This window comes from Enterobacter asburiae, assembly GCA_011754535.1.
GTDB classification, from domain to species: Bacteria; Pseudomonadota; Gammaproteobacteria; order Enterobacterales; family Enterobacteriaceae; genus Enterobacter; species Enterobacter cloacae_N.
This window is the reverse complement of record JAAQVN010000001.1, coordinates 1,090,532-1,116,938: the sequence shown is the minus strand read 5'-3', so window position 1 is coordinate 1,116,938 and position 26,407 is coordinate 1,090,532. Positions and strand designations below refer to the sequence as shown.

The 26,407-nt window shown below is 57.9% G+C and carries 21 protein-coding genes; 5 read left to right on the top strand and 16 right to left on the bottom strand.

Translation table 11 applies throughout. The annotated features are described in order from the left end of the window. Window positions 1-68: 68 nt before the first annotated feature. From HBM95_05115 to queA, 7 genes are all read right to left on the bottom strand, one after another. Window positions 69-749: a YafY family transcriptional regulator gene (locus HBM95_05115; GenBank protein NIH42318.1), complete on the bottom strand. Its 681-nt coding sequence runs from the start codon at window positions 747-749 to the stop codon at window positions 69-71. Between the two features lie 14 nt (window positions 750-763). Further along, window positions 764-1,129, bottom strand: coding sequence for a VOC family protein (locus HBM95_05110; GenBank protein ID NIH42317.1), 366 nt, complete (start codon window positions 1,127-1,129; stop codon window positions 764-766). Window positions 1,130-1,271: 142 nt separating this feature from the next. After that, on the bottom strand, window positions 1,272-2,243 hold the full coding sequence (gene secF / locus HBM95_05105) for a protein translocase subunit SecF (GenBank protein ID NIH42316.1): 972 nt from the start codon (window positions 2,241-2,243) through the stop codon (window positions 1,272-1,274). Between the two features lie 10 nt (window positions 2,244-2,253). Continuing rightward, window positions 2,254-4,101 carry a protein translocase subunit SecD gene (secD, locus tag HBM95_05100; protein ID NIH42315.1) on the bottom strand — a complete coding sequence of 616 codons (1,848 nt, stop codon included), beginning with the start codon at window positions 4,099-4,101 and terminating at the stop codon, window positions 2,254-2,256. A 27-nt stretch (window positions 4,102-4,128) separates the two neighbouring features. Further along, complete coding sequence (gene yajC / locus HBM95_05095) at window positions 4,129-4,461, bottom strand: preprotein translocase subunit YajC (GenBank protein ID NIH42314.1); 333 nt, start codon at window positions 4,459-4,461, stop codon at window positions 4,129-4,131. 22 nt (window positions 4,462-4,483) lie between these two features. Then, window positions 4,484-5,611 (bottom strand): tRNA guanosine(34) transglycosylase Tgt, encoded by a 1,128-nt coding sequence (gene tgt / locus HBM95_05090; protein NIH42313.1) that lies wholly within the window; start codon window positions 5,609-5,611, stop codon window positions 4,484-4,486. Between the two features lie 53 nt (window positions 5,612-5,664). Beyond that, window positions 5,665-6,735: a tRNA preQ1(34) S-adenosylmethionine ribosyltransferase-isomerase QueA gene (queA, locus tag HBM95_05085; protein ID NIH42312.1), complete on the bottom strand. Its 1,071-nt coding sequence runs from the start codon at window positions 6,733-6,735 to the stop codon at window positions 5,665-5,667. A 92-nt stretch (window positions 6,736-6,827) separates the two neighbouring features. Between queA and acpH the strand changes: the two genes are divergently transcribed. Continuing rightward, window positions 6,828-7,409: an ACP phosphodiesterase gene (gene acpH, locus HBM95_05080; GenBank protein NIH42311.1), complete on the top strand. Its 582-nt coding sequence runs from the start codon at window positions 6,828-6,830 to the stop codon at window positions 7,407-7,409. Between the two features lie 127 nt (window positions 7,410-7,536). Further along, window positions 7,537-8,139 carry a peroxiredoxin C gene (locus tag HBM95_05075; GenBank protein ID NIH42310.1) on the top strand — a complete coding sequence of 201 codons (603 nt, stop codon included), beginning with the start codon at window positions 7,537-7,539 and terminating at the stop codon, window positions 8,137-8,139. 42 nt (window positions 8,140-8,181) lie between these two features. Here the strand turns inward: HBM95_05075 and HBM95_05070 are convergent, their stop codons facing one another. From HBM95_05070 to phoB, 7 genes are all read right to left on the bottom strand, one after another. Further along, complete coding sequence (locus tag HBM95_05070) at window positions 8,182-9,567, bottom strand: DUF3999 domain-containing protein (GenBank protein NIH42309.1); 1,386 nt, start codon at window positions 9,565-9,567, stop codon at window positions 8,182-8,184. Next, the gene (locus HBM95_05065; protein NIH42308.1) at window positions 9,564-12,185 is read right to left on the bottom strand and encodes a DUF2339 domain-containing protein; all 2,622 of its coding nucleotides are present in this window, start codon (window positions 12,183-12,185) and stop codon (window positions 9,564-9,566) included. The genes HBM95_05070 and HBM95_05065 overlap by 4 nt, the downstream gene beginning before the upstream one ends. Window positions 12,186-12,271: 86 nt before the next feature. Further along, the gene (malZ, locus tag HBM95_05060) at window positions 12,272-14,089 is read right to left on the bottom strand and encodes a maltodextrin glucosidase (GenBank protein ID NIH42307.1); all 1,818 of its coding nucleotides are present in this window, start codon (window positions 14,087-14,089) and stop codon (window positions 12,272-12,274) included. A gap of 212 nt (window positions 14,090-14,301) precedes the next feature. Further along, entirely contained in the window at window positions 14,302-15,675 is a 1,374-nt protein-coding gene (gene proY, locus HBM95_05055; protein NIH42306.1) for a proline-specific permease ProY, read from the bottom strand. Between the two features lie 81 nt (window positions 15,676-15,756). Further along, window positions 15,757-17,076 carry a branched-chain amino acid transporter carrier protein BrnQ gene (brnQ, locus tag HBM95_05050; protein ID NIH42305.1) on the bottom strand — a complete coding sequence of 440 codons (1,320 nt, stop codon included), beginning with the start codon at window positions 17,074-17,076 and terminating at the stop codon, window positions 15,757-15,759. Window positions 17,077-17,485: 409 nt separating this feature from the next. Next, window positions 17,486-18,781 (bottom strand): phosphate regulon sensor histidine kinase PhoR, encoded by a 1,296-nt coding sequence (gene phoR, locus HBM95_05045; protein NIH42304.1) that lies wholly within the window; start codon window positions 18,779-18,781, stop codon window positions 17,486-17,488. A gap of 21 nt (window positions 18,782-18,802) precedes the next feature. Beyond that, window positions 18,803-19,492, bottom strand: coding sequence for a phosphate response regulator transcription factor PhoB (gene phoB, locus HBM95_05040; GenBank protein ID NIH42303.1), 690 nt, complete (start codon window positions 19,490-19,492; stop codon window positions 18,803-18,805). 187 nt (window positions 19,493-19,679) lie between these two features. Between phoB and sbcD the strand changes: the two genes are divergently transcribed. After that, window positions 19,680-20,885 carry an exonuclease subunit SbcD gene (gene sbcD, locus HBM95_05035; protein ID NIH42302.1) on the top strand — a complete coding sequence of 402 codons (1,206 nt, stop codon included), beginning with the start codon at window positions 19,680-19,682 and terminating at the stop codon, window positions 20,883-20,885. Next, window positions 20,882-24,013 carry an exonuclease subunit SbcC gene (gene sbcC / locus HBM95_05030; protein NIH42301.1) on the top strand — a complete coding sequence of 1,044 codons (3,132 nt, stop codon included), beginning with the start codon at window positions 20,882-20,884 and terminating at the stop codon, window positions 24,011-24,013. The genes sbcD and sbcC overlap by 4 nt, the downstream gene beginning before the upstream one ends. A 75-nt stretch (window positions 24,014-24,088) precedes the next feature. Here sbcC and mak read toward each other — a convergent pair whose 3' ends face one another. Continuing rightward, window positions 24,089-24,994 carry a fructokinase gene (gene mak, locus HBM95_05025; protein ID NIH42300.1) on the bottom strand — a complete coding sequence of 302 codons (906 nt, stop codon included), beginning with the start codon at window positions 24,992-24,994 and terminating at the stop codon, window positions 24,089-24,091. 123 nt (window positions 24,995-25,117) lie between these two features. Between mak and rdgC the strand changes: the two genes are divergently transcribed. Further along, entirely contained in the window at window positions 25,118-26,032 is a 915-nt protein-coding gene (gene rdgC / locus HBM95_05020; protein ID NIH42299.1) for a recombination-associated protein RdgC, read from the top strand. Window positions 26,033-26,080: 48 nt separating this feature from the next. On the opposite strand, the gene ppnP is transcribed toward rdgC, so the two are convergent. After that, on the bottom strand, window positions 26,081-26,368 hold the full coding sequence (gene ppnP, locus HBM95_05015) for a pyrimidine/purine nucleoside phosphorylase (GenBank protein NIH42298.1): 288 nt from the start codon (window positions 26,366-26,368) through the stop codon (window positions 26,081-26,083). Window positions 26,369-26,407 lie beyond the last annotated feature (39 nt).

Below are 26,407 nucleotides of genomic sequence, written 5' to 3'. Positions count from 1 at the left end.
GAGAGGGAACAAATACTAAAAACGGCAACACACGTTGCCGTTTTGCTTTTACCTCGCCACCCGGCTTTTTACTGCCTCACCTTCCGCAAAAAATCCGCCAAAGACCTGTCCGCACTCTCGCTGAACCGCCTCTCCGTCTGCACAATATTGAGACACCGGTCGAGCCGAAAACAGCGGTAGTCATCGCGCCGTTCACACCACGCTGCCAGCAGCCAGCGCTCCCCCCAGAAGAACAAGCCCAGCGGCTGAACCTCACGTTTTGAGAGCTGCCCGGCTTCATCACGATAATGCAGCGCCAATACGCGCTGGGCGGAAATCGCCTGATGGATCATGTCAAAATCGCTGCGGGAGTGGCTTTGCATGCAAAAATCCGGGGCGTAGATCCGCGTCTGCTCCGCCTTTCGACGGTTCTCCTCGGGCAGGATAGCCAGCACCTTCTCCTGGGCCGATTCCAGCTCGCGCGACAGCGATTCACCTCCCCAGGTTTTGAGCAGGCGAATCGCGACCATCAGCGCTTCGGATTCTTTATTTGTCAGCATCAGCGGCGGCAGATCAAAACCCGACATTAGCCGATATCCACTTCCTGCCTCGCCTTCCACCGGCACGCCGGAAAGCGACAGGTCGCGGATATCGCGGTAGACCGTGCGCTCGGACACGCCAAGCCGGTCCGCCAGATGCGCTGCCGTTGTCAGACGCCTGCCCCGCAGGATCTGCACAATCTGAAACAAACGGTCAGCGCGTCGGGTCATATCTCATTCCGCTCTCAGGCAGGTTGATGGAGGCCGACGCGGTTACCCTCGCTGTCGGTAAACAGTGCGATAGTGCCGATACCATGCGGCAGTTCCAGCGGGCCAAACACGCACTCGCCGCCCGCGGAGGCAATGCGATCAAGCGTCGCCGCCAGATTGTCAGTATGCAGGTAAATAATAGCGCCCTGCAAAGACGGCGTAACGCCGTCAAATTTTGCCAGCGCCCCACCGGTGGCGGGATCCTCATGCGGAAAAACCGCCAGCTCTGCGCAATCCATTTTCTCGCGACGCAGCGCAAGCTGCATGACCGGCTCATAAAATTTGATGGCGCGATCCATATCCGAGACCGGAATTTCAAACCAGTTAATTACGCTTTTCATACATCCTCCTGTCTGTTGTTTGGGTTCAGAAGGAGTCTACGACAGGGCTCCTGACAGCATACTGTCAGGAGTGTTTGTCAGGAGCAGATAAAAAAAATCCCGGTCAACAGACCGGGATTCCGATAACGCACTAAACGTCGCCTTACGGCAGAATGGACGGCTGATCCGCCCCTTCTTTTTCGACTTTCTGCTGGAGCAAGTGCTCGCGCTTCATACCGAGTTTCAGGGCCAGGGCGGACGCGACGTAGATGGACGACGCCGTACCGATGGAGACACCGATCAGCATGGTCAGCGAGAAGCCTTCCAGCACCGGGCCACCGAAGAGGAACAGCATCAGGATTACCATCAGGGTGGTACCGGATGTGATCAAGGTACGGTGCAGCGTCTGGGTCAACGACACGTTAAAGATTTCGTACGGCGTGCCGCGACGGATCTTACGGAAGTTTTCACGGATACGGTCAGATACCACGATACTGTCGTTCAGTGAGTAACCGATAACGGACATCAGGGATGCCACGATAGTCAGGTCAATCTCAATGTGGAACAGAGACAGTATGCCCATGGTGATCACCACGTCGTGCGCCAGAGCGATAACCACACCGGCCGCCAGTCGCCACTCGAAGCGGAAACCGACGTACACCAGGATGGAGATCAGCGCCACCAGCAGCGCCATGGCGCCGGTCTGCGCCAGGTCTGCACCCACGCTCGGGCCGACGAACTCAATACGCTTGACCGCCGCGCTCTGGCTGGTGGTCTCGTTAATGACCTGTACGACCTTACTGCCCAGCTCCTGGCTGCCGTTGGCATCGTGCACCGGCGGCATACGCACCATGATGTCGCGGCTGCTGCCGAAGTTCTGCAGCAGCGGCTCTTCAAAGCCCGCTTTCTGCAAAGACAGACGCATCTGGTCCATATCGACCGGTTTTTCCAGGGAGATCTCGATGACCGTACCACCGGTGAAATCCAGACCCCAGTTAAAGCCTTTCACGCCCATAACGATGATGGACAGAATCAGCAGTAAACCTGAAATGCCGAAGGCCCAGTAGTCCCAGCGCATAAAGTCCCAGACTTTACGGCCATGGTTCAATTGTTCAACAGTATATTCCTGTGCCACAACGCACTCCTCAGATAGACAGCTTTTTGACGCGCTTGCCGCCGTACAGCAGGTTCACGATGGCACGGGTGCCGACAATAGCGGTAAACATTGACGTTGCGACACCGATACCGGTTGTAATCGCAAAGCCTTTGATCGCGCCAGTACCCACTGCATACAGGATAAGAACCTTAATCAGTGTTGTTACGTTCGCATCGAAAATGGAGCTGAACGCGCCTTTATAGCCTTCGTCAATCGCCTGCTGAACAGAGCGACCGTTGCTCAACTCTTCTTTGATACGTTCGTTAATCAGTACGTTGGCGTCGACCGCCACCGCAAGGGTCAGAACGATACCCGCAATCCCCGGCATGGTCAGCGTCGCCCCCGGCAGCAGGGACATAATGCCGATGATCAGCACCAGGTTCGCGATCAGCGCGGACGTCGCAATCAGACCAAACTTCTTATAGAAGAAGATCATGAAGAGGATAGAGACCGCCAGACCGGCCAGACACGCTTCCAGACCCTGCTGGATGTTTTGCATACCCAGCGTTGGACCAATGGTACGTTCTTCAACAATCTGAATTGGCGCAATCAGCGCACCGGCACGCAGCAGCAGAGAGAGCTGACGCGCTTCGTTCGGGTTGTTAATACCGGTAATACGGAAGCTGTTACCCAGACGAGACTGGATGTTGGCGATGTTAATCACCTCTTCCTCTTTCACCAGCACCGCACGACCGTTTGCATCTTTCTTACCGCTGTCTTTGTACTCCACGAACAGGGTCGCCATCGGTTTACCGATGTTGTCCTTAGTGAAGTTAGACATAATGTTACCACCCGCGCTATCCAGCGAGATGTTAACCTGCGGCTGGTTGTACTCATCCTGGCTCGACGTGGAGTCAGTGATGTGGTCACCGGTCAGGATCACGCGCTTGTACAGCACAACCGGCTGACCTTCGCGGGTCTGTTTCACTTCGGAGTCGCCCGGAATACGGCCAGACGCCGCGGCGGACTGGTCGACATTGGAGTTCACCAGACGGAATTCCAGCGTCGCGGTCGCACCGAGAATCTCTTTCGCACGCGCGGTATCCTGGATACCCGGCAGTTCAACCACGATACGGTCAGCACCCTGACGCTGTACCAACGGCTCAGCCACACCCAGCTGGTTCACACGGTTACGCAGAATGTTGATGTTCTGCTGAACGGCATATTCACGCGCTTCTTTCAGACGCGCATCGGTCATCACCGCACGCAGCTGGTTGCTGCCCTGAGAGGTGATCACCAGGTCACGGTGACGTTGGGTCAGGTAATCTACAGCCTGATCGCGCGCCGCGCTGTCGCGGAACGTGATGCTCATGCCGTAGTTATCTTCTTTACGCACGGTAGTGTATGGGATGCCTTTGTCACGCAGATCGCTGCGCAGGCTGTCGATATTCTGTTCCTGCAGCTTGCCGAGCGCGGTATCCATATCCACTTCCATCAGGAAGTGAACGCCGCCACGCAGGTCAAGACCGAGTTTCATTGGCTCTGCGTTCAGCGCAGCCAGCCAGCGAGGGGTTGCAGGAGCAAGGTTAAGCGCCACGACATATTTGTCACCCAGCACGCCCATCAGCGCTTCGCGAGCGCGGAGCTGCGTGTCGGTGGTGTCGAAGCGAGCAAGAATTGCACCCTCTTCCAGAGCCACAGACTTAGCGGTAATTTTTTCTTCTTGTAACGTTTTCTGGACCTGGATCAGCGTTTGCTCACTGGCGGCGACACCGCGCGCGCCAGTGATTTGAACAGCCGGATCCTCACCATACAGGTTGGGAAGCGCGTACAGCAGGCCGACGATAATCACGACGACCAGCATGATGTACTTCCACAAAGGATAACGGTTTAACACGGCAGTTCCCTTTGGGAAAAGTTGGGATTACAGCGCCTTCATAGTGCCTTTCGGCAGAACGGCAGCTACGAAGTCACGTTTGATAACCACTTCAGTGGTGTCGTTCAGGGCGATAGCAATGTAGCCGCTTTCAGCCACTTTGGTTACGCGGCCGACCAGACCACCGTTGGTCAGCACTTCATCGCCTTTCGCGATGGAGTCCATCAGCTTTTTGTGCTCTTTGGTACGCTTCTGCTGTGGGCGCAGGATCATGAAGTAGAAGATCAGACCGAACACAACCAGCATCAGGATCAGAGACATCGGGCTGCCCTGCGCCGGAGCACCTGTTGCCGCTACCGCATCAGAAATAAAAAAGCTCATTCAAATTCCCTCATTATTAATATTAATCAACGTTCAACGGTGGAACATCCCGCCCCTGACGTTGGTAAAAATCGGTCACGAAGCTCTCTAATTTACCCTCTTCGATAGCCTTGCGTAAACCAGACATTAAGCGCTGATAGTAGCGAAGATTATGAATCGTATTGAGACGCGCGCCCAAAATCTCGTTACAACGATCGAGATGATGCAGATACGCGCGAGAATAATTGCGACAGGTATAGCAATCGCACTCGGAATCGAGCGGGCTGGTGTCACTCTTATGCTTCGCGTTACGGATTTTCACCACGCCATCGGTAACGAACAGATGACCGTTACGCGCGTTGCGGGTTGGCATCACGCAGTCGAACATATCAATGCCGCGACGTACGCCTTCCACCAGATCTTCGGGTTTACCCACACCCATCAGGTATCGTGGTTTATCCGCCGGGATTTGCGGGCAGACGTGCTCCAGAATGCGGTGCATGTCCTCCTTCGGCTCACCCACAGCCAAACCGCCGACAGCGTAGCCATCAAAACCTATCTCTACCAGACCTTTAACAGAGATATCGCGTAAATCTTCGTAAACGCTGCCCTGAATAATGCCAAACAGCGCATTTTTGTTCTGCAGGGAGTCAAAACGGTCGCGGCTGCGCTTCGCCCAGCGCAGAGACATCTCCATAGAGCGTTTCGCGTAGTCCCAGTCTGCCGGGTATGGCGTACATTCGTCGAAGATCATCACGATGTCAGAACCGAGATCGTACTGAATCTCCATCGACTTTTCTGGATCGAGGAAAATCGGATCGCCGTTGATCGGGTTACGGAAGTGTACGCCCTGCTCGGTGATCTTGCGGATATCGCCCAGGCTGAAGACCTGGAAGCCGCCGGAGTCGGTCAGGATCGGGCCTTTCCACTGCATAAAATCGTGCAGATCGCCGTGGAGCTTCATGATCTCCTGACCCGGACGCAGCCACAGGTGGAAGGTATTGCCGAGGATAATCTGTGCGCCAGTGGCTTCAACTTCTTCCGGCGTCATCCCTTTTACGGTGCCGTATGTGCCCACAGGCATAAACGCGGGGGTTTCCACCACGCCGCGATCAAACACCAGGCGACCGCGACGCGCGCGGCCATCGGTGGTATCAAGTTCAAATTTCATTTTTTCTCCGACGTCAGAAAAACAGTCCAACGTTGTAATACGGTGCCGCGGACTTATTCCCCGACACGCTCATTCAAAGCCAGCGGATTGTACGTGATAAACATCGCGTCCCCGTAGCTAAAAAAGCGATATTTTTGTTCTACCGCAGACTTGTAGGCGTTCATCGTATGCTGATAACCGGCAAACGCGGAAACCAGCATAATCAGCGTCGATTCAGGCAGATGGAAGTTGGTCACCAGCGCATCAATTACTTTGTACTGATAGCCCGGGTAGATAAAGATCTGCGTATCGCCAAAGAACGGCTCGATAAGATCGTTTTTCGCCGCCTGCGCGGCGCTCTCCAGTGAACGCACGGACGTCGTACCGACGGCCACGACGCGGCTACCCCGCGCTTTCGCCGCCAGCACCGCGTCCACCACATCCTGCGGCACTTCGGCATACTCGGAGTGCATGATGTGCTCTTCAATGCTGTCCACGCGCACCGGCTGGAAGGTGCCCGCGCCAACGTGCAGCGTCACAAACGCCATCTCAATGCCTTTGGCACGCAGCTTTTCCAGCAGCGGCTCATCAAAGTGCAGACCCGCAGTGGGTGCAGCCACCGCGCCAGGCTTCTGGCTGTAAACGGTCTGGTACAGCTCGCGGTCAGCCTCTTCGTCCGGGCGCTCAATGTACGGCGGCAGCGGCATATGGCCGATGGCGTTCAGGATATCGAGCACCGTACGCTCGTCGTTGAATTCCACCTCAAACAGCGCATCGTGGCGCGCGGTCATGGTCGCTTTAATGCTCTCGTCATCGCCGAGCAGCAGCTCCGCGCCCGGCTTCGGTGCCTTAGAGGCGCGAATATGTGCCAGAATGCGTTTATCATCGAGCATACGTTCGACCAGCACTTCAATCTTGCCGCCGCTGGCCTTACGGCCAAACAGGCGCGCCGGGATCACGCGGGTATTGTTAAAGACCAGCAGATCGCCAGGGTTGAGCTTGTCGAGCAAATCGGTGAAAGTACCGTGCGTCAGCTCGCCCGTTGGCCCATCCAGTGACAGTAAGCGACAGCTGCTGCGCTCAGGCATGGGATAGTGAGCAATCAGGGATTCAGGTAGTTCAAAGGAGAAATCGGCGACGCGCATGACGTATACTCGTGACTTAAAAACAGGCGGCATAGTCTAGTGCTCACACCCTTTTGCTGCAACAACTAGCCGCCACTGGACAAATAAAACGCATGAATTTTCTCGCTCACCTGCATCTCGCTCATCTCGCTGACAGCTCCCTGTCCGGCAATTTGCTGGCCGATTTTGTGCGCGGCAACCCCGCTGAGGACTATTCCCCTGAGGTTGTCGACGGGATTTTTATGCACCGCCGCATCGACGTGCTGACGGATAAGCTGCCGGAAGTGACGGAAGCCAAAGCGTGGTTTCGCCCTGAAACGCGCCGCGTTGCGCCGATCACGCTCGACGTGATGTGGGACCACTTCCTGTCGCGCCACTGGGAACAGCTGTCGCCGGAGATGCCGTTGCCGGCGTTTGTGCGCTACGCCCACCAGCAGGTGTCGATTATTCTGCCCGACTCGCCGCCGCGCTTTGTGAATCTGAATAACTACCTGTGGTCAGAACGCTGGCTGGAGCGCTATCGCGAGATGGATTTCATCCAGAATGTGCTGAATGGGATGGCAAGCCGCCGCCCGCGGCTGGATGCGCTGCGCGACTCCTGGTATGACCTGGATGAACATTACGATGCGCTGGAGAGCCAATTCTGGCAGTTCTATCCACGCATGATGGCGCAGGCGAAAAACAAACAGCTGTAACAGAATTCACATTGATAGGTAAAAGCTGGTGGAACGATTGTCACCACCTCTTTGTCTTATCCAGGAACACTCTCTATACTGGCTCGCGTTGCGTTCCAAATTACCTTAGTATCTACAGGAGAATCATATGGTTCTGGTAACTCGTCCGGCTCCGGATTTTACAGCTGCAGCAGTTCTGGGCAACGGTGAAATCGTTGAAAACTTCAACTTCAAACAGCACACCAACGGTAAAGCGACCGTTCTGTTCTTCTGGCCAATGGACTTCACTTTCGTTTGCCCGTCTGAGCTGATCGCGTTCGACAAACGTTATGAAGAATTCCAGAAGCGTGGCGTGGAAGTGGTTGGCGTCTCCTTCGACTCTGAATTTGTACACAACGCATGGCGTAACACCCCTGTCGAAAACGGCGGCATCGGTGCGGTGAAATACGCAATGGTTGCGGACATCAAACGCGAAATCCAGCAGGCTTACGGTATCGAACATCCGGACGCTGGCGTTGCGCTGCGCGGCTCCTTCCTGATCGACGCAAACGGCATCGTTCGTCACCAGGTTGTGAACGATCTGCCGCTGGGTCGTAACATCGACGAAATGCTGCGCATGGTTGACGCGCTGCAGTTCCACGAAGAGCACGGCGAAGTGTGCCCGGCTCAGTGGGAAAAAGGTAAAGAAGGTATGGCAGCTTCCCCAGACGGCGTAGCTAAATACCTGTCTGAGAACGTATCCAGCCTGTAATCGGCACGGTTTACGGAAGAGGCCCGCTTATGCGGGCCTTTTTTATGCCTTACGCTGCGTCTCTCGCCAGATGCGCCAGGCCATGACCGCCAGCAGAATCACGCCCGCAATCAGCACGCCCCACACCAGCAGCGCGTTCATCCTGCTCTCCCGCTCGGACGCAGAGGTCGCGGTCAGACGCCCCTCGCCGCCTAACGCGACATCATCCAGAATGTCGGCCTGCGGCAGGTGCTCCATATCATAGGTTTTGTGCAGATCGGCTGGGATCAGCATGTCAGGCTCCACGCTGGCAGGCTTTGCAGCGCCATTGCCCCAGGCAAGCACGTACGGCGCTTTTCCCTGCGCGTTGAACACCAGGTCATAGCGATCGCGATGCCCGGTGACGCTCGGCAGGTACTCCGGCAGGCGCGCATTCAGCGTCGTGACTTTCACCGCCTGCACCAGGCCCCCGTTAAGCGAAACTGGTGGAGACGTTTTTCCCTCCAGACGGTAAAGAACCTCTTTTTTCAGGGGGTGCCATGCATCTTTATCCGAACTCCGCCACGCTATCTCCACGGGAAGGACGCCATCGCCGTTCAGTGAGATGCTGACAGCACTCAGCGGCTGCGGACGCGCCCAGCGCCACTGCGCTTCGCTTGTCGAAAGTTGCTCCCCTTCCCCCTCAAGGTCGATCGCTTCCGGGGCCGCCTGGGCAGGTGCGCTGATTGCGTTTACGCCGGTCAAGGTTATTCCCTGGCTCTGCGCGTTCAGCACCACCAGGAGATAGCGGTTCGTATCGGGAGACAAAACAATATCGGTATCGATCCGGTCCAGCTTAAGACGATCCTGCCCGCTCACCACGTCCAGCAGCGGCATATCCTCACGCAGGGTATACCAGCGCTTAAGATCCTCGCTGTAATAGACCGACGCCGTTCCCTGCCACGGCGTCTGAGGGGTATTCCAGAGCAGCTGTAATTGGGACAGCCTTATTTCCCCCGTATCCTGCTCCGGCAGGGTCAGCAGATAATGCTGCCCGGTTGCGGCGGCTTTTTGTCCTTCAAGCACAATCTCAACGCCGTTTGCGGAACGGAGCAGGATCTTATCGCTCTCCTCACCCCCTCGCGCAGGCGCAAGGGGCGACGCGTCCAGCGGAAAGAGGCGCAGCGCCGTGGATTGCGCTGCCGCCTGCGGGCGCGTCGCGGTAACCAGGCTGAAGGGAACCGGCTCGCCCGACTGATTAAAGACGCGAACGTCATGCAGATCCGGCGACGTGCTCTGCGCATAGACGGCGAGCGGCAGCGTCACCCGATACCACTGGGAAGGAGCAGACGTATCCAGCGAGCGGCCAAAGGCATAGTCCCGGGGCGATTCCGTTTGTACCTCTTCGCAGAACCCCGGGACGGCAAGCGCCAGCAGCGCGGTACAGGCTACCGCTTTCATCCATTTCATTTTTCATCTCCTGTCTTGGGCGGCAGCGGCGAGAAATACCCCACGATCAGCACCAGTATTGCCACGCCGATAAACGCCACCGCGCGTGACAGACCGCCTCCGCCCGCGCTGTCCACCAGCATCAGTTTAACCATCACCACCCCCAGCAGCGCGGCACCGCCAAGCCACTCCTGACGGGAAGCCCGGCGGGTGGCGTGGACCATGATCACCAGCGCGCTCAGCATCCAGAACAGGGCAAACGAGGTCTGGATAAGCCGCGAATCCCACAATGATGCCATATTCCAGGCCACGTCGCCGTACCAGGCCAGGGCGCGCATCAGCGCACCGTTAAGCCACCAGAAGCCAAACGCCATAATCGCGACGGCAGGCCACGGACGTGCCTGCGAGAGCAGCGCCGGGTAGTAGCGTTCCACCATCTGATAAAAGACCACCAGCCCCAGCAGCGCGAACGCCGCGCCTTCCTCAAGCGGATTCACCAGCGGCAGCCAGGTCTGACGGTAAACCACGCCGTCCTGGAAATTGGTCACCACCAGCAATACCAGCAGCGCCGCGACCACGGGGATCGGTGCTATACACGCGTAGAGTGCGGGCCACTCCCGGAACGGCCACCCGCGACGGCGTACCGCCGCAGAGAGCGCCATAATCACCCCGCCGCCTGCGGCCATTGCCAGCCCGCTGCCCCAGGCCGCCATGCCCCACGGCAGCGACCGGGCAAACCAGTAAAGCTCCGCCGCCAGCGCCAGTAAAATCATCCAGAACAGAGACAGGTGCAGCCCCCCAGAGATGCGCGGCGCTAAACGGGCGCCGTCGCGCCGCAGCAGCATCAGCGCGGCAGGAAGCGCGATTCCCCAGGCCAGATTTGACCAGCCGGCGGCAAATATCTGCTGGTGCGAGAGCTGATAGCCCACCATCACCAGCATCAGCGGCCACAGCAGCCATTTGCTGGCATCCAGTTCCCGCCACGCCAGACGAGCCGCAGCCTGCCGCCAGCCCCAGACCGACGCCGCCGTCAGCGCCAGCACGCCTGCCAGAACAGGTAATTCCTGCTTCAACACCAGCCGCGACGCGCCAAATAGTGCCACGAGCCAGAACAGCAGCCCGCCTGCCAGCAGCGCCCAGCTAACCGGCAGAAAGATGTTCCGCCACAGCCAGGCAGCAGCCAGCCAGCAAAGGCTGAGGATGGTGAAGATCAGCAGCAGGCTCAGCGACGTAACGCCATTCATCTGCGCCCACAGCGCGCTGCCGAGCGCCAGCACCAGCAGCGCCGTCCCGCTATAGCTCATGCGTCGCTGGTGCTGCTGCACGCCCAGCCAGAGGATACCCAGCCCCTCAAGCGCCCAGGCCATCGCCGTCCAGCGCGCGGAGAGCGCCAGCGGAATGGCGAGCGTGGCAAATCCGCCGCCGATGGCCAGCGCCGCCATCACCAGCGGTCGTCCGATGGAGGGATAGCGCCGCAGCGCAAGGAACGCGAGGGTAAGATAAAACGCCCCGTATCCCAGCGCGCTCAGGGCCGGGCCATATTCCCAGTGTCGGGTCATGCCGTACTGCATCCCAAAACCCACCAGCGGCGGGGCAAACAGCAGCACGCCGTCAATAATCTGCTTCCCTTTCTCCTGCGCCCTCAGCGACAGCGCTACGCTCAGCACGCCGAAGATCAGCGTATTGGCAATCAGGAACAGCTGGCAGATCCAATAGTCTTCAGGCTGGTAATCACTCAGCCCCCACAGGCCGCCCACGCCAAAGGTAAAGAGCAGCCCGAGCAGGTTAAGCTCGCGCCAGTGCTGCCAGATGCTGATGGCGAGAATGCCGATGGAAAGCAGGAGATAGAAGGAGAACAGCGCCACAAAGCTACCGCCCCCGGTAGATAGCAGCAGCGGCGCGAGATATCCACCGAGGCTCGCCAGCATGGCAAGGCTCAACGCCTTTTGCAGCACCGCCAGCCCGACGCTCGCGGCGCAAATCACCACCAGCAGCGCAAAGGCCAGCGTCATCGGCAGCATCTGCCAGAGCCGGAAGGCGCCGAAGACCGTCAGGTAGAGAATGCCCGTCGCCCCGCCCTGCAAGATAAGCGCGTAGACCGGCTGCCTGTGCCGCAGCCGCCACCCAACCGCCAGCAGAACGATGGCAAACAGCGCCGTCGCCACCAGGCGCAGCTCAAGCGGGAACAGGGAATGTTCAACGGTATAGCGCAGCAGGAATGAAAGACCCAGGAAGAGCAGCAGAATGCCAAGCTTCGCCAGGGGATTACCCTGCATAAACCAGCGCGCCAGCGAAGTCACTATGCCGCCAAAGGCAGAAGGCTGTTTAGCGGCAGGCGCAGGGGCCGGAGCGGGTTCGGCCTCGATAGCGGGAATTTCGGGACGCCAGGGATCGACAGGCGCGGGAGCGTCCTCAGCCACCGGCGCGGTCACGACCGCCGGAGTAGCAGCTTGCACCTGTTCTGGCTCCGGCGCTATCTCTGCCGCGCCGCGCTGCTCAAGCGCCTCAATGCGCTGGCGTAGCCGGGCGATCTCCTGCTGTGCCGCCGTGCTTCGATTAAACCCGATAACCGCGAGCACGGGCGCAACCAGCAGCGCAAAAACCAGGAACAAACAGCCAAGGATGTAAAGCTCGTCCATGTTTCCACCTTCACCGTATACAATCCGTTAAGATTGACACAAATCGTTGCATTTGCGCCATCTTAAAAGGTGGAAACATTAGCGGATTAGCTGCCGAGCCAGACCGTCGCGGATACCGCAGGCAGCGCCAGCACGCCGTCCTGCATCGTCGCCTTGCCCTCTTTGTTCTTCCACATCGCCACCTTTAGCAGCGGTGAATCATCCAGCACCACTTCACAGCCCTCGCCCCGGTTGATCGCCACCAGCACGCGCTGCTGGTTATAGACGCGGACAAACACCACCACGTTATCGTGGGCGTACACCACCTGACAGCCACCGTAACGCAGGGCAAGGCTCTGCTTGCGCAGCTTCGCCAGCCGCTGATACAGGCTGAACAGCACCTTGTCCTGTTTCTCTTCCTCCCACGGGAATGTTTTGCGGCAGAACGGATCGTTGTTGCCGTCCAGCCCCACTTCATCTCCGTAGTAAATGCACGGCACACCCGGCCAGGTGAAGAGCCATGTGACCGCCAGGGGGAAACGTGCGACGTCCTTGCCGAGCAGGGATTTAAAGCGCGCGGTATCGTGGCTATCGAGCTGGTTAAACATCCGCAGCTGCTGCTGATGCGACAGGCCTGCGCGATAGTTATCCATCCACGCTGCGCAGGTTTCGGCATCGATATGGTTCGGATCGTAGGAGATATCGGTATTTGCCAGGAATCCCCACAGCGGGAAGGTAAAGCCGCGATAGTTCATCGCCGCATCTTCCGCATCGTTTTGCAGCCACTGGCGCGCGTCGCCAAAGTGTTCGCCAAACACAAACGCCTCCGGCTGGGCCGATTTTGCCGAACGCGCGATCCCGGCGACGTGCTGAATGTTATTCCGCGCCCCGCCCGCTTCACCCAGCATATGCACCACGTCCAGGCGCCAGCCGTCCATATTCCACGGCGCCTTCAGCCAGTGACGGACGATGCTGTCTTCACCGCCGTAAATTTCATCAATCAGAGAAGGCGACTGGAAATCCAGCTTCGGCAGGCTCGGGTAGCCCAGCCAGTCCAGCGCGCGGCCCTCTTCGTTAAAGCTGTACCAGTCGCGCTGCGGCGAGTCCGGGTTATGACATGCCCCGCCCATCGACTGGTTATGGCGGTCAAACCAGGCGTGCGAATCGCCGCTGTGGTTGAACACGCCGTCCAGGATCAGGCGCATCCCCTCTTTTTGCGTATTCTTACGCAAGCGCAGCAGCGCCTCGTCGCCGCCAAACTGCTCATCAACGTGGCGATAATCTTCGGTATCGTATTTGTGCACGCTCGGGGCTTTAAACACCGGGTTGAGGTACAGCGCCGTCACGCCCAGTTTTTTCAGGTACGGCAGCTTTTCGCTGATGCCGTCGAGATCGCCGCCGTAGAACGTCGAGCCACCTGCCTGCGCCGTCACCGGTTCATCCCATTTTTTCAGAATGATGTCGTGACCGGCCGCATGATGGAAATAGACCTTGTCCTGGTCGGCGGTGCGTTTTTCGCTGCGCGCAAAGCGGTCCGGGAAAATCTGGTAAAAGATCTGTTCGTTAACCCACTGCGGGCCGTTATCAGGATAATCGACGGCAAACTGCTCCAGCCGCGCGGGCGGGAAACGGCTAAACCCCTGCGGGGTAAACCACAGCTGACGGTTGTTCCACAGCAGCTTGAAGCTGTAACGGCGGCGCGGCTGCCCGCTGCTCAGGTCGATATTCGCCCGCCACGCGGTGATCCCCGGCTGCGGCTGGCTGCGCAGCTTGTGCATTTTCAGCCCGGTCTCTTCGTTATCAATTTCGGCGCGAAGCGTCACGCGTTCAGGCTGGTTTTCCCCCGCCAGCCAGAGCGTAATCACAAGGTTGTCTTTGTTTTGCTTAACAAATGGGGCAACCGGAAGGTGCCAGGCGTTTAACATCACGAATCCCCTCTGATGAAATTGACGTCACCTTGCCACAGGGTGGTTAAGGATAGCTCACCATGACGTGATTTATTGGGGGAGGAGGACGGGGGAGGAGGTAATAATGCCCGCACGGACGGCTCCCTCTCCCTTGAGGGAGAGGGCTGGGGTGAGGGGGAAACATGCTGCTATTGGGGTAATTCCGTTCCACGGAACAAGTAATACAAATATTACTGCGCTTCCGCCAGCTGGCGGTCGCGGCGGCACTTAAACACCCAGCCGATCAGCAACAGAACGATCCACGCACAGCCCACGTACAGGGAAATGCGGGTATCCGGGTGGTAGCCAATCAGGCCAATGATAAACACCAGGAAGATCAGCCCGACCACGGTCGTCGCCACCCCGCCCGGCACCTTAAACTTCAGCGCTTTCGCCTCATCCGGCGACAGACGACGGCGGAAGGCAATCTGCGACAGCAGGATCATGATCCATACCCATACCGTCGCGAAGGTCGCCAGGGACGCAATCACCAGGAAAACGTTCTCCGGCATGATGTAGTTCAGGTAAACCGAGAACAGCAGCGCTACGGTCATCACCACCACCGTCACCCACGGCGTGCCGCGGCGTGAGGTTTTGGCGAACACCTTCGGCGCGCTGCCCTGCTCCGCCATGCCGTGAAGCATACGGCCCACGCCAAAGACGTCACTGTTGATCGCGGAAAGCGACGCGGTTAGCACCACAAAGTTAAGAATGCTGGCCGCAAAGGCAATCCCCATATGCTGGAAGGTCAGAACAAACGGGCTACCGTTGGTACCCACCTGATTCCAGGGGTAGATGGACATAATCACGAACAGCGTACCCACATAGAACACCAGAATACGCATCGGCACCGAGTTGATGGCGCGTGGAATGGACTTCTCCGGATCTTTCGCTTCCCCGGCGGTGATACCGATAATCTCGATACCGCCGTAGGCGAACATCACCATTTGCAGCGACATGACCATCCCGAGCCAGCCGTTGCTGAAGAAGCCACCGTTGCTCCAGAGGTTGTGAATACCGGTCGGCTGCCCGCCGTTGCCAATTCCCCAGATAATGATCCCGAAACCGGCCACAATCATGATGATGATGGTGGCGACCTTGAAGAAGGAGAACCAGAACTCCAGCTCGCCGAACACCTTCACGCTCATCAGGTTGACGGCGCAAATGATCAGCACCACGCTCAGCACCCAAATCCAGTGCGGCACCGCCGGGAACCAGACGCCCATATAGATGCCGAATGCCGTCACGTCGGCAATCGCCACAATCAAAATTTCAAAGCAGTAGGTCCAGCCGGTGATAAACCCGGCCAGCGGGCCGAGGTTTTCCTGCGCGTAGCAGGAGAAGGAGCTGGCAGACGGGTTGTGAACCGACATTTCGCCGAGGGCGCGCATGATGATATACGCCGCCACACCGCCGATAATGTACGCCAGCAGAACGCTGGGACCGGCCATTTTGATGGCATCTGCCGAGCCATAAAAAAGACCGGTGCCGATAGCAGAGCCCAGCGCCATAAAGCGGATGTGGCGCGTGCTCAATCCACGTTTAAGTTTGTTAGTGCTTTCCATTTAAATCTTGCCATTCAACACGAAAAAAACAAAAAACCACGGGGCCTTAAGCCCCGTGGTTAAACAGTTTGTTGCCGTTGATTAATGAGCGTTAGATGCGACCTGACGCCCTGCAGCACGATCCCAGATAACCGCCAGAACCAGTGCAACAACGGTAGGCATCAGCCAGGCCAGGCCCTGCTCGGACAGCGGCAGACGCTGTGTCCAGGCTGGCAGAATTTCAGCGAACGCTGATGCTTTAATCCCGTCAAGGATACCAAAAATCAGGCTGATAAACATGGCTGGCGCAATAATTCGTGAGGAGTTATGCCACCACGGACGGGTGAAGCTCAACACCACCAGCACGATGCACGGCGGATAAATCGCCGTCAGCACCGGAATCGAGACCTGAATCAGGTGGCTCAGACCGAGGTTGGACACCGCCATGGAGAAGATACCGAGGATAAACACCAGGGTACGGTATGAGAGCGGCAGATACTGAGCAAAGAACTCTGCGCAGGCGCAGGTCAGGCCAACCGCGGTTACCAGGCACGCCAGGAAGATCAGCGCCGCCAGCAGCATACTGCCCGCACCACCGAAGGTGTGCTGAACGTAAGCGTGCAGGATAGCCGCACCGTTGGCGTTTTGATCGACCAGCATGGCGCTGTCGGAGCCCAGACGGAACAGTGCCAGATACAGCAGCGTCAGCCCCACGCCGGCCATCAGGCCAGCCCAGATGGTATAGCGGGTCAGCAGACGCGCTTCGGTCACACCGCGGGAACGCGCGGCATTAACGATAACGATCCCAAACACCATCGCGCCCAGCGTATCCATCGTCAGGTAGCCGTTCACAAAGCCGTTAGAGAACGCGGCGTTTTTATAGGCGTCCATCGCGTCGCTAATTGGACCGGCTGGCCAGATGATGGCCGCCACGGCCAGCACGATCAGCGCCACAATTTTCAGCGGTGCCAGGAAGTTACCGACCGTGTCCAGCAGCTTGCCCGGATAGAGGGAAACCAGGATCACGATGGCAAAATAAATCAGGCTGTAGATAAACAGCGGCATCGCGCCGTCGCCGGTCAGAGGAGCAATCCCTACTTCGAAGGAAACGGTCGCGGTACGCGGGGTCGCAAACAGCGGGCCAACGGCCAGATAGCAGACGGTAGCCAGCAGTACGCCCGCCACTTTACCAATCGGGGTGCTGAGGCTATCCACGCCGCCGCCGACTTTCGCCAGCGCGACAACGGTCAGGACCGGCAGACCCACGGCAGTAATCAGGAAACCAAACGCGGCGGTCCAGACGTGTTCACCCGCCTGTAAGCCAACCATTGGAGGGAAAATGATGTTGCCTGCGCCAACGAACAGCGCAAATGTCATAAAGCCCAGCGCGATAATGTCACGCGATTTTAAGTGATGGGTCATAAAACCTTACTGCCTGTGGATGTGGTGTTGAAAACGTTGAGATTTTCGATTCCCCTGACGGGACGATACAGCCGAAAATTTGCTCAATTTCAGCGGGAAATGCTCCCGTCCTGGCGTGGAGAAGAATAGTTTTTCGATTTACCACGCAAATACAGTCGGTCTGACAGTATCTGGGGGGCAATTTAAACGCTTATAACGTTTAAAGGCAAGGTGGGATCGTAAAACCAGAACAATATGCCAGCATGAAAATACACTCCAGCACAATACGCTAATTATAAGAAAAACCCATGGCTAATCATGCGAACAAAAAACAGCCAGCCGTATAAAATTCACACGCGTTTCGCTTGACTGCAAAGCAAACGGGCCAGCAAACGCTGACCCGTGGAAAGGTAAAATGACACGCCTGCCGTCAGGCGCTCTTTTTGGCAATTAATCGTTCCGGGATAACGAAACTGAAGCGGGTTCCCTTACCCAGGGTACTCTGGATATCAAGACGGCTTTCATGGTGATTCACCGCGTGTTTCACAATCGCCAGCCCCAGTCCGCTCCCCCCCGTCTGCCGCGAACGCGCTTTATCCACCCGGTAGAAACGCTCGGTCAGGCGCGGAATATGCTCCGGGGCAATCCCCGGCCCGTTATCCTCCACGCTAAACTCGGCGCCTGTCGGCGTATGCTGCCAGCGCACTACGATATCCGTCCCTTCCGGCGTATGGTTTACCGCGTTGTACACCAGGTTGGAGATGGCGCTACGCAGTTCATCTTCGCTGCCCAGCACCTTCAGCGTATTGTCGACCTCAAAGGTCAGCTGATGTTTTTTATGGCTTAACGTCTGCGCTTCACGCTCCACGACGCGCAGCATCATTGGCACATCTATGGTGTCATTCAGCGCAAGCGACGGCGCCGCTTCAATCTTCGAGAGCGTCAGCAGCTGTTTCACCAGCCCTTCCATACGGTGCGTTTGCTCACGCATCGTGTGCAGCGCTTTTTCACGCGGCGCGCCTTCCAGGGTTTGCTCCTGCATCATCTCCAGGTAGCCCTGCAGCACGGTCAACGGAGTGCGTAGCTCGTGGCTCACATTGGCGAAGAAGTTACGACGCGCCCCTTCCAGCTGGTGCATCTGGGTAACGTCGCGCGCCACCATCAGCCACTGGCGATCGCTGTAGGGCATAACGCGGATTTCCAGATGGCGACCGTTATTCAGCTTCAGATTGTGGGGACGGGTAAAATCACGCTTTTTCAGATACAGCGTGAACTCGGGATAACGCAGAAGGTTGAGGATGTTCTGACCATTATCGTCCGGCCAGCGCAGGCCCAGCAGCTGTTGCGCAAGGCCGTTACACCAGAAGATTGTCCCTTCTTCGGTTGTCAGAATAACGGCATCCGGCAGCGACTCTGCACCGCTGCGAAAGCGTTTGATCAGGCTTCCCAGCTCGCGACGGCGCTTTTTATTACGCATCTGCATCTGGTGCAGACCGTACAGCAGCGGCTCCCAGCTGCCGCTTCCCGGCGGCGGCGTCATGCTGCGGTCAACCCACAGCCACCATGAGAGACGCAGCAGGTTCCAGAAATGCCAGACTAACAGCCCGGTGACCGCCGCCAGCAGAAACCACGGCAGATGCCCAAGAAAGGCCCCCAGAAGAAGGGCCGGAATACAGCATAAGATCAGTTCAAAGACGAGCCTTTTCCATGACAGACGTTCCAGCACGCGTCACACTCCTGTCATTGTTCAGAAACGGGTCGAGAAACGATAACCCGTGCCGCGGACCGTCTGTACCATGCGATCGTGGCCGCTCAGTTCCAGCGCTTTTCGCAGGCGGCGGATATGTACGTCAACCGTCCGGTCTTCGACATACACGTTAGTTCCCCAGACGTTATTCAGCAACTGCTCGCGGCTGTAAACGCGTTCCGGATGGGTCATAAAGAAGTGCAGGAGTTTAAATTCGGTAGGCCCCATGTCGAGGGGGTTTTCGCCGGTCATCACGCGGTGTGAGGTGGGGTCAAGGCTGAGGCCCTGCATTTCGATCACCTCTTCCACCGCCATCGGCGAAATCCGGCGCATGACGGCCTTAATGCGCGCAACCAGCTCTTTCGGGGAGAACGGTTTAGTAATGTAATCGTCCGCGCCGGTCTCCAGACCGCGCACGCGATCCTCTTCCTCTCCGCGCGCCGTGAGCATCACAACCGGAATATCGCGGGTCAGCGCTTCACGCTTCAGGTGTTTGATAAACTGCAGTCCGGAGCCGCCGGGCAACATCCAGTCAAGCAGAATCAGATCGGGCCAGGGTTCATTCAGCTGGTTCACCGCGCTGTCATAATCTTCCGCTTCAACCGGCTGGAAGCCATTTTGTTCGAGCACGAAGCACACCATTTCACGAATTGGAGCTTCATCTTCTACGACCAGAATACGTCTCGCCATACTTTGCCCTGTCTTATCTTATTTAAGTTACAAGTTTGTAATGCGGCGCCATTATGCGTCAGTTTTATGACAGATTTATGAAAAACAGTACCACTACAAATGGCAAACTGTTGTTTTATTACAGCGGTTATTTTCCTCTCCCTGACAGTTTATAATCGCCCGCATCGTTTTTCGCCACGGATCTCCTATGCGCATACTTCACACCTCGGACTGGCATCTGGGTCAAAATTTTTACAGCAAAAGCCGTGCGGCTGAACATGAAGCGTTCCTGAACTGGCTGCTGGAAACAGCCCGGACGCACGAGGTGGACGCGATTATCGTGGCGGGTGACATCTTTGATACCGGCTCGCCCCCCAGCTATGCGCGTGAGCTGTACAACCGCTTCGTGGTCAACCTGCAGCAGACCGGCTGTCATCTGGTGATTGTCGCTGGCAACCATGATTCCGTCGCGACGCTCAATGAATCCCGCGACATCCTGGCGTTTCTCAATACCACCGTGGTCGCCAGCGCCGGGCACGCGCCGCAGATCCTGAAAAAACGCGACGGCACCCCGGGGGCGGTACTGTGTCCCATTCCGTTTTTACGGCCGCGCGACATCGTGCAAAGCCAGGCGGGGCTGTCGGGTGCGGAAAAGCAGCAGCATCTCCTGCAGGCCATCACCGATTATTACCACCAGCAGCACGCCGATGCCTGCGCCCTGCGCGGTGAACAGGCCATTCCGGTCATTGCCACCGGGCACCTCACCACCGTCGGGGCCAGCAAAAGTGACGCGGTCCGCGAGATCTATATCGGCACGCTGGATGCGTTCCCGGCGCAAAACTTCCCGCCAGCCGACTACATCGCGCTCGGGCACATTCACCGTGCCCAGGTCATCGGCGGCTGCGAGCATATCCGCTACTGTGGTTCCCCTATTTCGCTCAGCTTCGATGAAACCGGGAAAGCCAAGTCCGTGCATCTGGTGAGCTTCAGCGAGGGTAAACTCAGCGCCGTCGAGACGCTGGAGGTGCCGGTCACCCAGCCGCTGGCGGTGCTGAAGGGCGATCTGGACGCCATCACCGCCCAGCTTGAGCAGTGGCGCGGCGCGGCGCTTAATCCTCCCGTCTGGCTGGATATCGAAATCACCACCGACGACTACCTCCACGATATGCAGCGGAAAATTCAGGCGCTGACCGAAGAGTTGCCGGTAGAGGTGTTGCTGGTGCGCCGCAGCCGCGAGCAGCGCGAGAAAATTCTGCTCGGCGCACAGCGTGAAACCCTTAGTGAACTTCGGGTAGAAGAGGTATTTGAACGCCGCCTGTCGCAGGAAGAGATCGATGATGCGAAGCGCGTCCGGCTCAACGAGCTGTTCAACCATACCCTGCACGTCCTCAATGACGAGGAAGAAAACGCATGAAAATTCTGAGCCTGCGTCTGAAAAATCTCAACTCCCTCAAGGGCGAGTGGAAAATTGACTTCACCGCGGAGCCGTTTGCCAGCAACGGCCTGTTTGCCATCACTGGCGCAACCGGTGCGGGCAAAACTACCCTGCTCGACGCCATCTGCCTTGCGCTCTACCACGAAACGCCGCGCCTGAATAAGGTCTCTCAGGCGCAAAACGACCTGATGACGCGTGATACCGCCGAGTGCCTGGCGGAAGTGGAGTTTGAGGTGAAAGGCGTTGCCTATCGCGCGTTCTGGAGCCAGAACCGGGCGCGCAACCAGCCGGACGGGAACTTACAGGCACCGCGCGTGGAGCTGGCCCGCTGCGAGGACGGCAAGATTCTGGCCGATAAGGTTTCGGATAAACTGGAGCAAACCGCGGCGCTCACCGGGCTGGACTACGGCCGCTTTACCCGCTCGATGCTGCTCTCGCAGGGGCAGTTTGCCGCCTTCCTTAATGCCAAACCGGGCGATCGCGCAGAATTGCTGGAAGAGCTAACCGGCACCGAGATCTACGGTCAGATTTCCGCCATGGTGTTTGAAAAACACAAAGCTGCACGCGGCGTGCTGGAAAAGTACGAGGCGCAGGCGGCGGGCGTCGTGCTGCTCAGCGAAGCGCAACAGCAGCAGTTGCAGCAAAGTTTGCAGGCACTTACTGACGAAGAGAAAACCCTGCTGGCCCAACAGCAGCGACAGCAGAAAGATTTTCAGTGGCTTACGCGCCATGACGAGCTTGTGCAGGAGCAGCAGCGCGTCACCGCCCTGCAGCAGCAGGCGCAACAGGCGCTAACGAACGCGGCGCCGGAACTGGCAAAGCTCCAGCTTGCTCTGCCCGCCGCCCAGCTTCGTCCGCTCTGGGAGCACCAGCAGGAGCAAACCTCACGTCTGACGCAAACCCAGCAGCGAATTAACGAAGTAAATACTAGCTTACAGACCAAAACCGCACTGCGCGCGCGGATCCGCAATACCGCCCTGCGTACCCATGAGCGGCTACAGGCCGAACTGACGGCGCTGGCGCAGTGGCTGGCGGAGCACGAGCGTTATCGCCTGCTGGGACAGGAAATTGCCGGCTGGCGCGCCCAGTTCTCACAGCTAAACCGTGACAAAAGTCAGCTCGCCGCCCTTGCTGCGCGGATGACTGAGCTACGTCAGAAGCTGGCGGAGATGCCGGAAAATACGCTGACGCTGACGGCGGATGAGGTCAGCGCGGCCATGGAGCAGCAGTCCCGGTCCCGAACGCTGCGTCAGCAGCTGACGTCGCTCCATGCCCGCTATCAGCCGCTGCAAAAACGCCTGCGCCAGAGCGGTGAAAGCGCGCAAAAAGCCCAGGCTGAGCAGAGCAAGCTCAATGAAACACTGGCGCTGCGCCGCCAGCGGTACAAAGAGAAACACCAGCACTATCTGGACCTGAAGGCCCTGTGCGAACGTGAAGCGACGATTAAAGATCTGGAAAGCTATCGCTCACAGCTTGAGGCAGGCAAACCCTGTCCGCTGTGCGGCTCCAGTGACCATCCTGCCGTTGAGCAATACCGGTCGCTTGAGCTGACGGATAACCAGCGCCGCCGTGATGCGCTGGAAAAAGAGGTCGCCGCGCTTAAAGAGGAAGGCCTGCTGGTGCTGGGGCAGGTGAATGCCCTGGCTCAGCAAATCCAGCGTGAGACAGACGAAGCGCAGGCCTTGTCTCAGGAGGAGCAAGCACTCACTAAAGCGTGGGTGGAGGCCTGCACGTCTTTGAATATCGCATTGAATATTCAGGAGGATATCGCGCCATGGATGAACGAGCAGGAACAGTACGAGCGGCAGCTTTATCAGCTCAGCCAGCGCCTGACCCTGCAAAACCAGCTGAACGAGCAGGAAGCGCAGGAGCGCCAGTATCAGCAGCAGCTGACGGCCGCACGCCAGACGCTGGAACACACCCTGCTCGCACTCTCGCTTAGTGTTCCCGAAGAGGGTAATGAAGCCGGCTGGCTGCACGCCCGCGAAGCGGAATTCTCTCAATGGCAGGAGAAGCAAACGCAGCACGGCGTGCTTCAGGAACATATAAACGCGCTGAAGCCGCTGCTCGACACGCTTCCGGCAACAAACAGCGAAGAGGCTGAACCGGCCATTCCTGATGGCTGGCGCGACATCCACAATGAATGCGTGTCGCTGCAAAGCCAGCTCACCGCCCAGCAGCAGCAGGAAGCGCTGGAGCACGAGCGCCTGCAGCAGTCGCAGACGCAATTCACCGCGGCGATCGCAGCGAGCTGTTTTGCCGATCGGGAGGCGTTCCTTGCGGCCCTGCTGGACGACGACGCTATCAGTCACCTCCAGCAGCTGAAACAGTCGCTGGAAAACCAGATACAGCAGGCCGCAGCCCTTTCCGGCCAGGCTAATCAGCAGCTGCAGGCGCACCTTGCGCTGCGCCCGGAAGAACTTGATGCGGATGCGTCAACTCTGCAAAGCCAGCTGCAGCAGCTGGCGCAACGGCTTCGCGAGAACACCACGCATCAGGGCGAGATCCGCCAGCAGCTTAAGCAGGACAGCGATAACCGCCAGCATCAGCAGGCGTTAATGCTGCAAATTGAAGAGGCCGCGCGCCAGGCAGATGACTGGGGATATCTGAACGCGCTGATCGGCTCCAGCACCGGCGACAAATTCCGCAAGTTCGCGCAGGGGCTGACGCTGGATAACCTGGTCTGGCTCGCTAACCAGCAGCTCAACCGCCTGCACGGGCGTTATCTGCTGCAGCGCAAAGCCAGCGAGGCGCTGGAGCTGGAAGTGGTCGACACCTGGCAGGCCGATGCGGTGCGCGATACGCGTACGCTCTCCGGCGGCGAAAGCTTCCTGGTCAGCCTGGCGCTGGCGTTAGCGCTGTCCGATCTGGTGAGCCATAAAACGCGAATTGATTCCCTGTTCCTGGATGAGGGGTTCGGCACGCTCGACAGTGAAACGCTGGATACCGCGCTGGATGCGCTCGACGCGCTGAACGCCACTGGAAAAACCATCGGGGTGATCAGCCACGTTGAAGCGATGAAAGAACGCATTCCGGTGCAGATTAAGGTGAAGAAAATCAACGGGCTGGGGTATAGCAGGCTGGATAGGGTGTTTGCGGTGGAATAAATGGGGGGATCGTTCGGTCTGATGCCCTCACCCTGGCCCTCTCCCACAGGGAGAGGGTACTAACACAACCTGCGTTTATTCCGGCCATAACCACGCCGCGCCTCGCACGCCGCTGGAGTCGCCGTGGACGGCTTTACGGATCGGGGTTTCACACTCGCCGCCGAAGACCCACTGTTTCACCAGGTTCGGTACCGTGGCGTACAGTCGATCAACGTTGCTCATGCCGCCGCCGAGCACAATCACGTCCGGGTCAAGAATATTCACCACGTGCGCCAGCGATTTCGCCAGACGCATTTCGTAGCGGCTGAGCGCCAGTTCGGCCACGGGATCCTGTTCTTCCACCAGACGCATAATCTCGTTCCCCTTGAGCGGCTGACCGCTCAGGCGATGGTAGTCAGTCGCAAAACCGGTGCCGGAGATAAACGTCTCGATACAGCCCTGCTTGCCGCAGTAGCACGGCACCTCGGCGCGGTATTTAAGCTCATCTTCATCCATCCACGGCAGCGGGTTGTGTCCCCACTCGCCCGCCGTGCCGTTGCCGCCGATATGGGCACGTCCGCCAAAGGCCACACCCGCGCCGCAGCCGGTACCGATAATCACCGCAAACACGGTCTGCGCCCCGGCTGCCGCGCCGTCGATGGCCTCAGAGACCGCCAGGCAGTTAGCGTCGTTGGCCAGACGCACTTCCCGGTTCAGGCGCACGCTTAAATCTTTATCAAACGGCTGACCGTTGAGCCAGGTGGAGTTGGCGTTTTTTACCACCCCGGTATACGGCGAGATCGACCCCGGGATCCCCATCCCGACGCTGCCGGTTTGTCCTGTCGCCTGCTCGGCCATATCGACCAGCCGGGCAATCGTCTCGATCGTCTGGTGATAGTCATCGCGCGGCGTCGGCAGACGATGGCGAAACAGCTGTTCCCCCTGCTCGCTCAGTGCGATGACTTCTGTTTTGGTGCCGCCCAAATCAATCCCAATACGCACAAGACTCTCCTCATTATTTTGATTATCAACAGAGTAGAAGCACGCTTCCCGATTAGCAATGCAAGCGATGCGACAATTCGTTATCATGCCCGCTGATTTAACGACAAGGCCGTGGAAATTATCATGCTGTGGTTCAAAAATTTGATGGTTTACCGTCTCAGCCGCGACGTTTCGCTGCGCGCAGAAGAGATGGAAAAACAGTTAGCCGCTTATAGCTTTTCCCCTTGCGGTAGCCAGGATATGGCGAAAACCGGCTGGGTTCCGCCAATGGGCTCACAAAGCGATGCACTGACCCACGCCAGCAGCACGGGTCAAATCATCGTCTGCGCCCGCAAAGAAGAGAAAATTCTGCCCACGCCGGTGGTTAAGCAGGCGCTTGAAGCAAAAATTTTCAAGCTGGAAGCCGAACAGGGCCGCAAGCTGAAAAAAACCGAAAAAGATTCGCTGAAAGACGAAGTGCTGCACTCTCTGCTGCCGCGTGCCTTTAGCCGCTTCAGCCAGACGATGATGTGGATCGATACCGTTAACGGGCTGATTATGGTGGACTGCGCCAGCGCCAAAAAAGCCGAAGATACGCTGGCCCTGCTGCGTAAAAGCATCGGCTCTTTACCGGTCGTTCCGCTGGCGCTGGAAACGCCGATTGAGCTGACCCTGACCGAATGGGTCCGCAGCGGTACCGCGGCGCAAGGTTTCCAGATCCTGGACGAGGCCGAGCTGAAAGCCCTGCTGGAAGATGGCGGCGTGATCCGCGCGAAGAAGCAGGATCTGGTGAGCGACGAGATCGCCGTACACATTGAGGCTGGTAAAGTGGTCACCAAACTGGCGCTCGATTGGCAGCAGCGCATTCAGTTCGTGATGTGTGACGACGGCTCCGTGAAGCGTCTGAAGTTCTGCGATGAACTGCGCGATCAGAACGAAGATATCGACCGGGAAGATTACGCCCAGCGCTTTGACGCGGACTTTATCCTGATGACCGGCGAGCTGGCCGCGTTAATTCAGAATCTGGTGGAAGGTCTTGGCGGCGAAGCGCAGAGATAACAGGCAAAACGTAGGCCGGGTAAGCGTGAGCGCCACCCGGCTTATTTTTTATTTCAGGTAGCGGCACAGATAAGAGGTCGGCTCAGCAACCTGCAAATGGAACTCGCTGTGGCCAGGTACGTTGAAAACTTGCCCGGCAGCGTAAACTTTCCATTCCGTTTCACCCGGCAGTAAGACGTTCAGCGCGCCGCTGACCACCGTCATCTCTTCCGCTTCAGCCGTGCCAAAGGTGTATTCCCCTTCAGCCATCACGCCCACACTGGCGCGGCCAGTGCTGCTGCTGGTAAAACCGATGGATTTCACTTTACCGGAAAAGTATTCGTTACTTTGAAGCATGAACTGGCCCTTATATTCAGAGATAAAAATTCACTATAG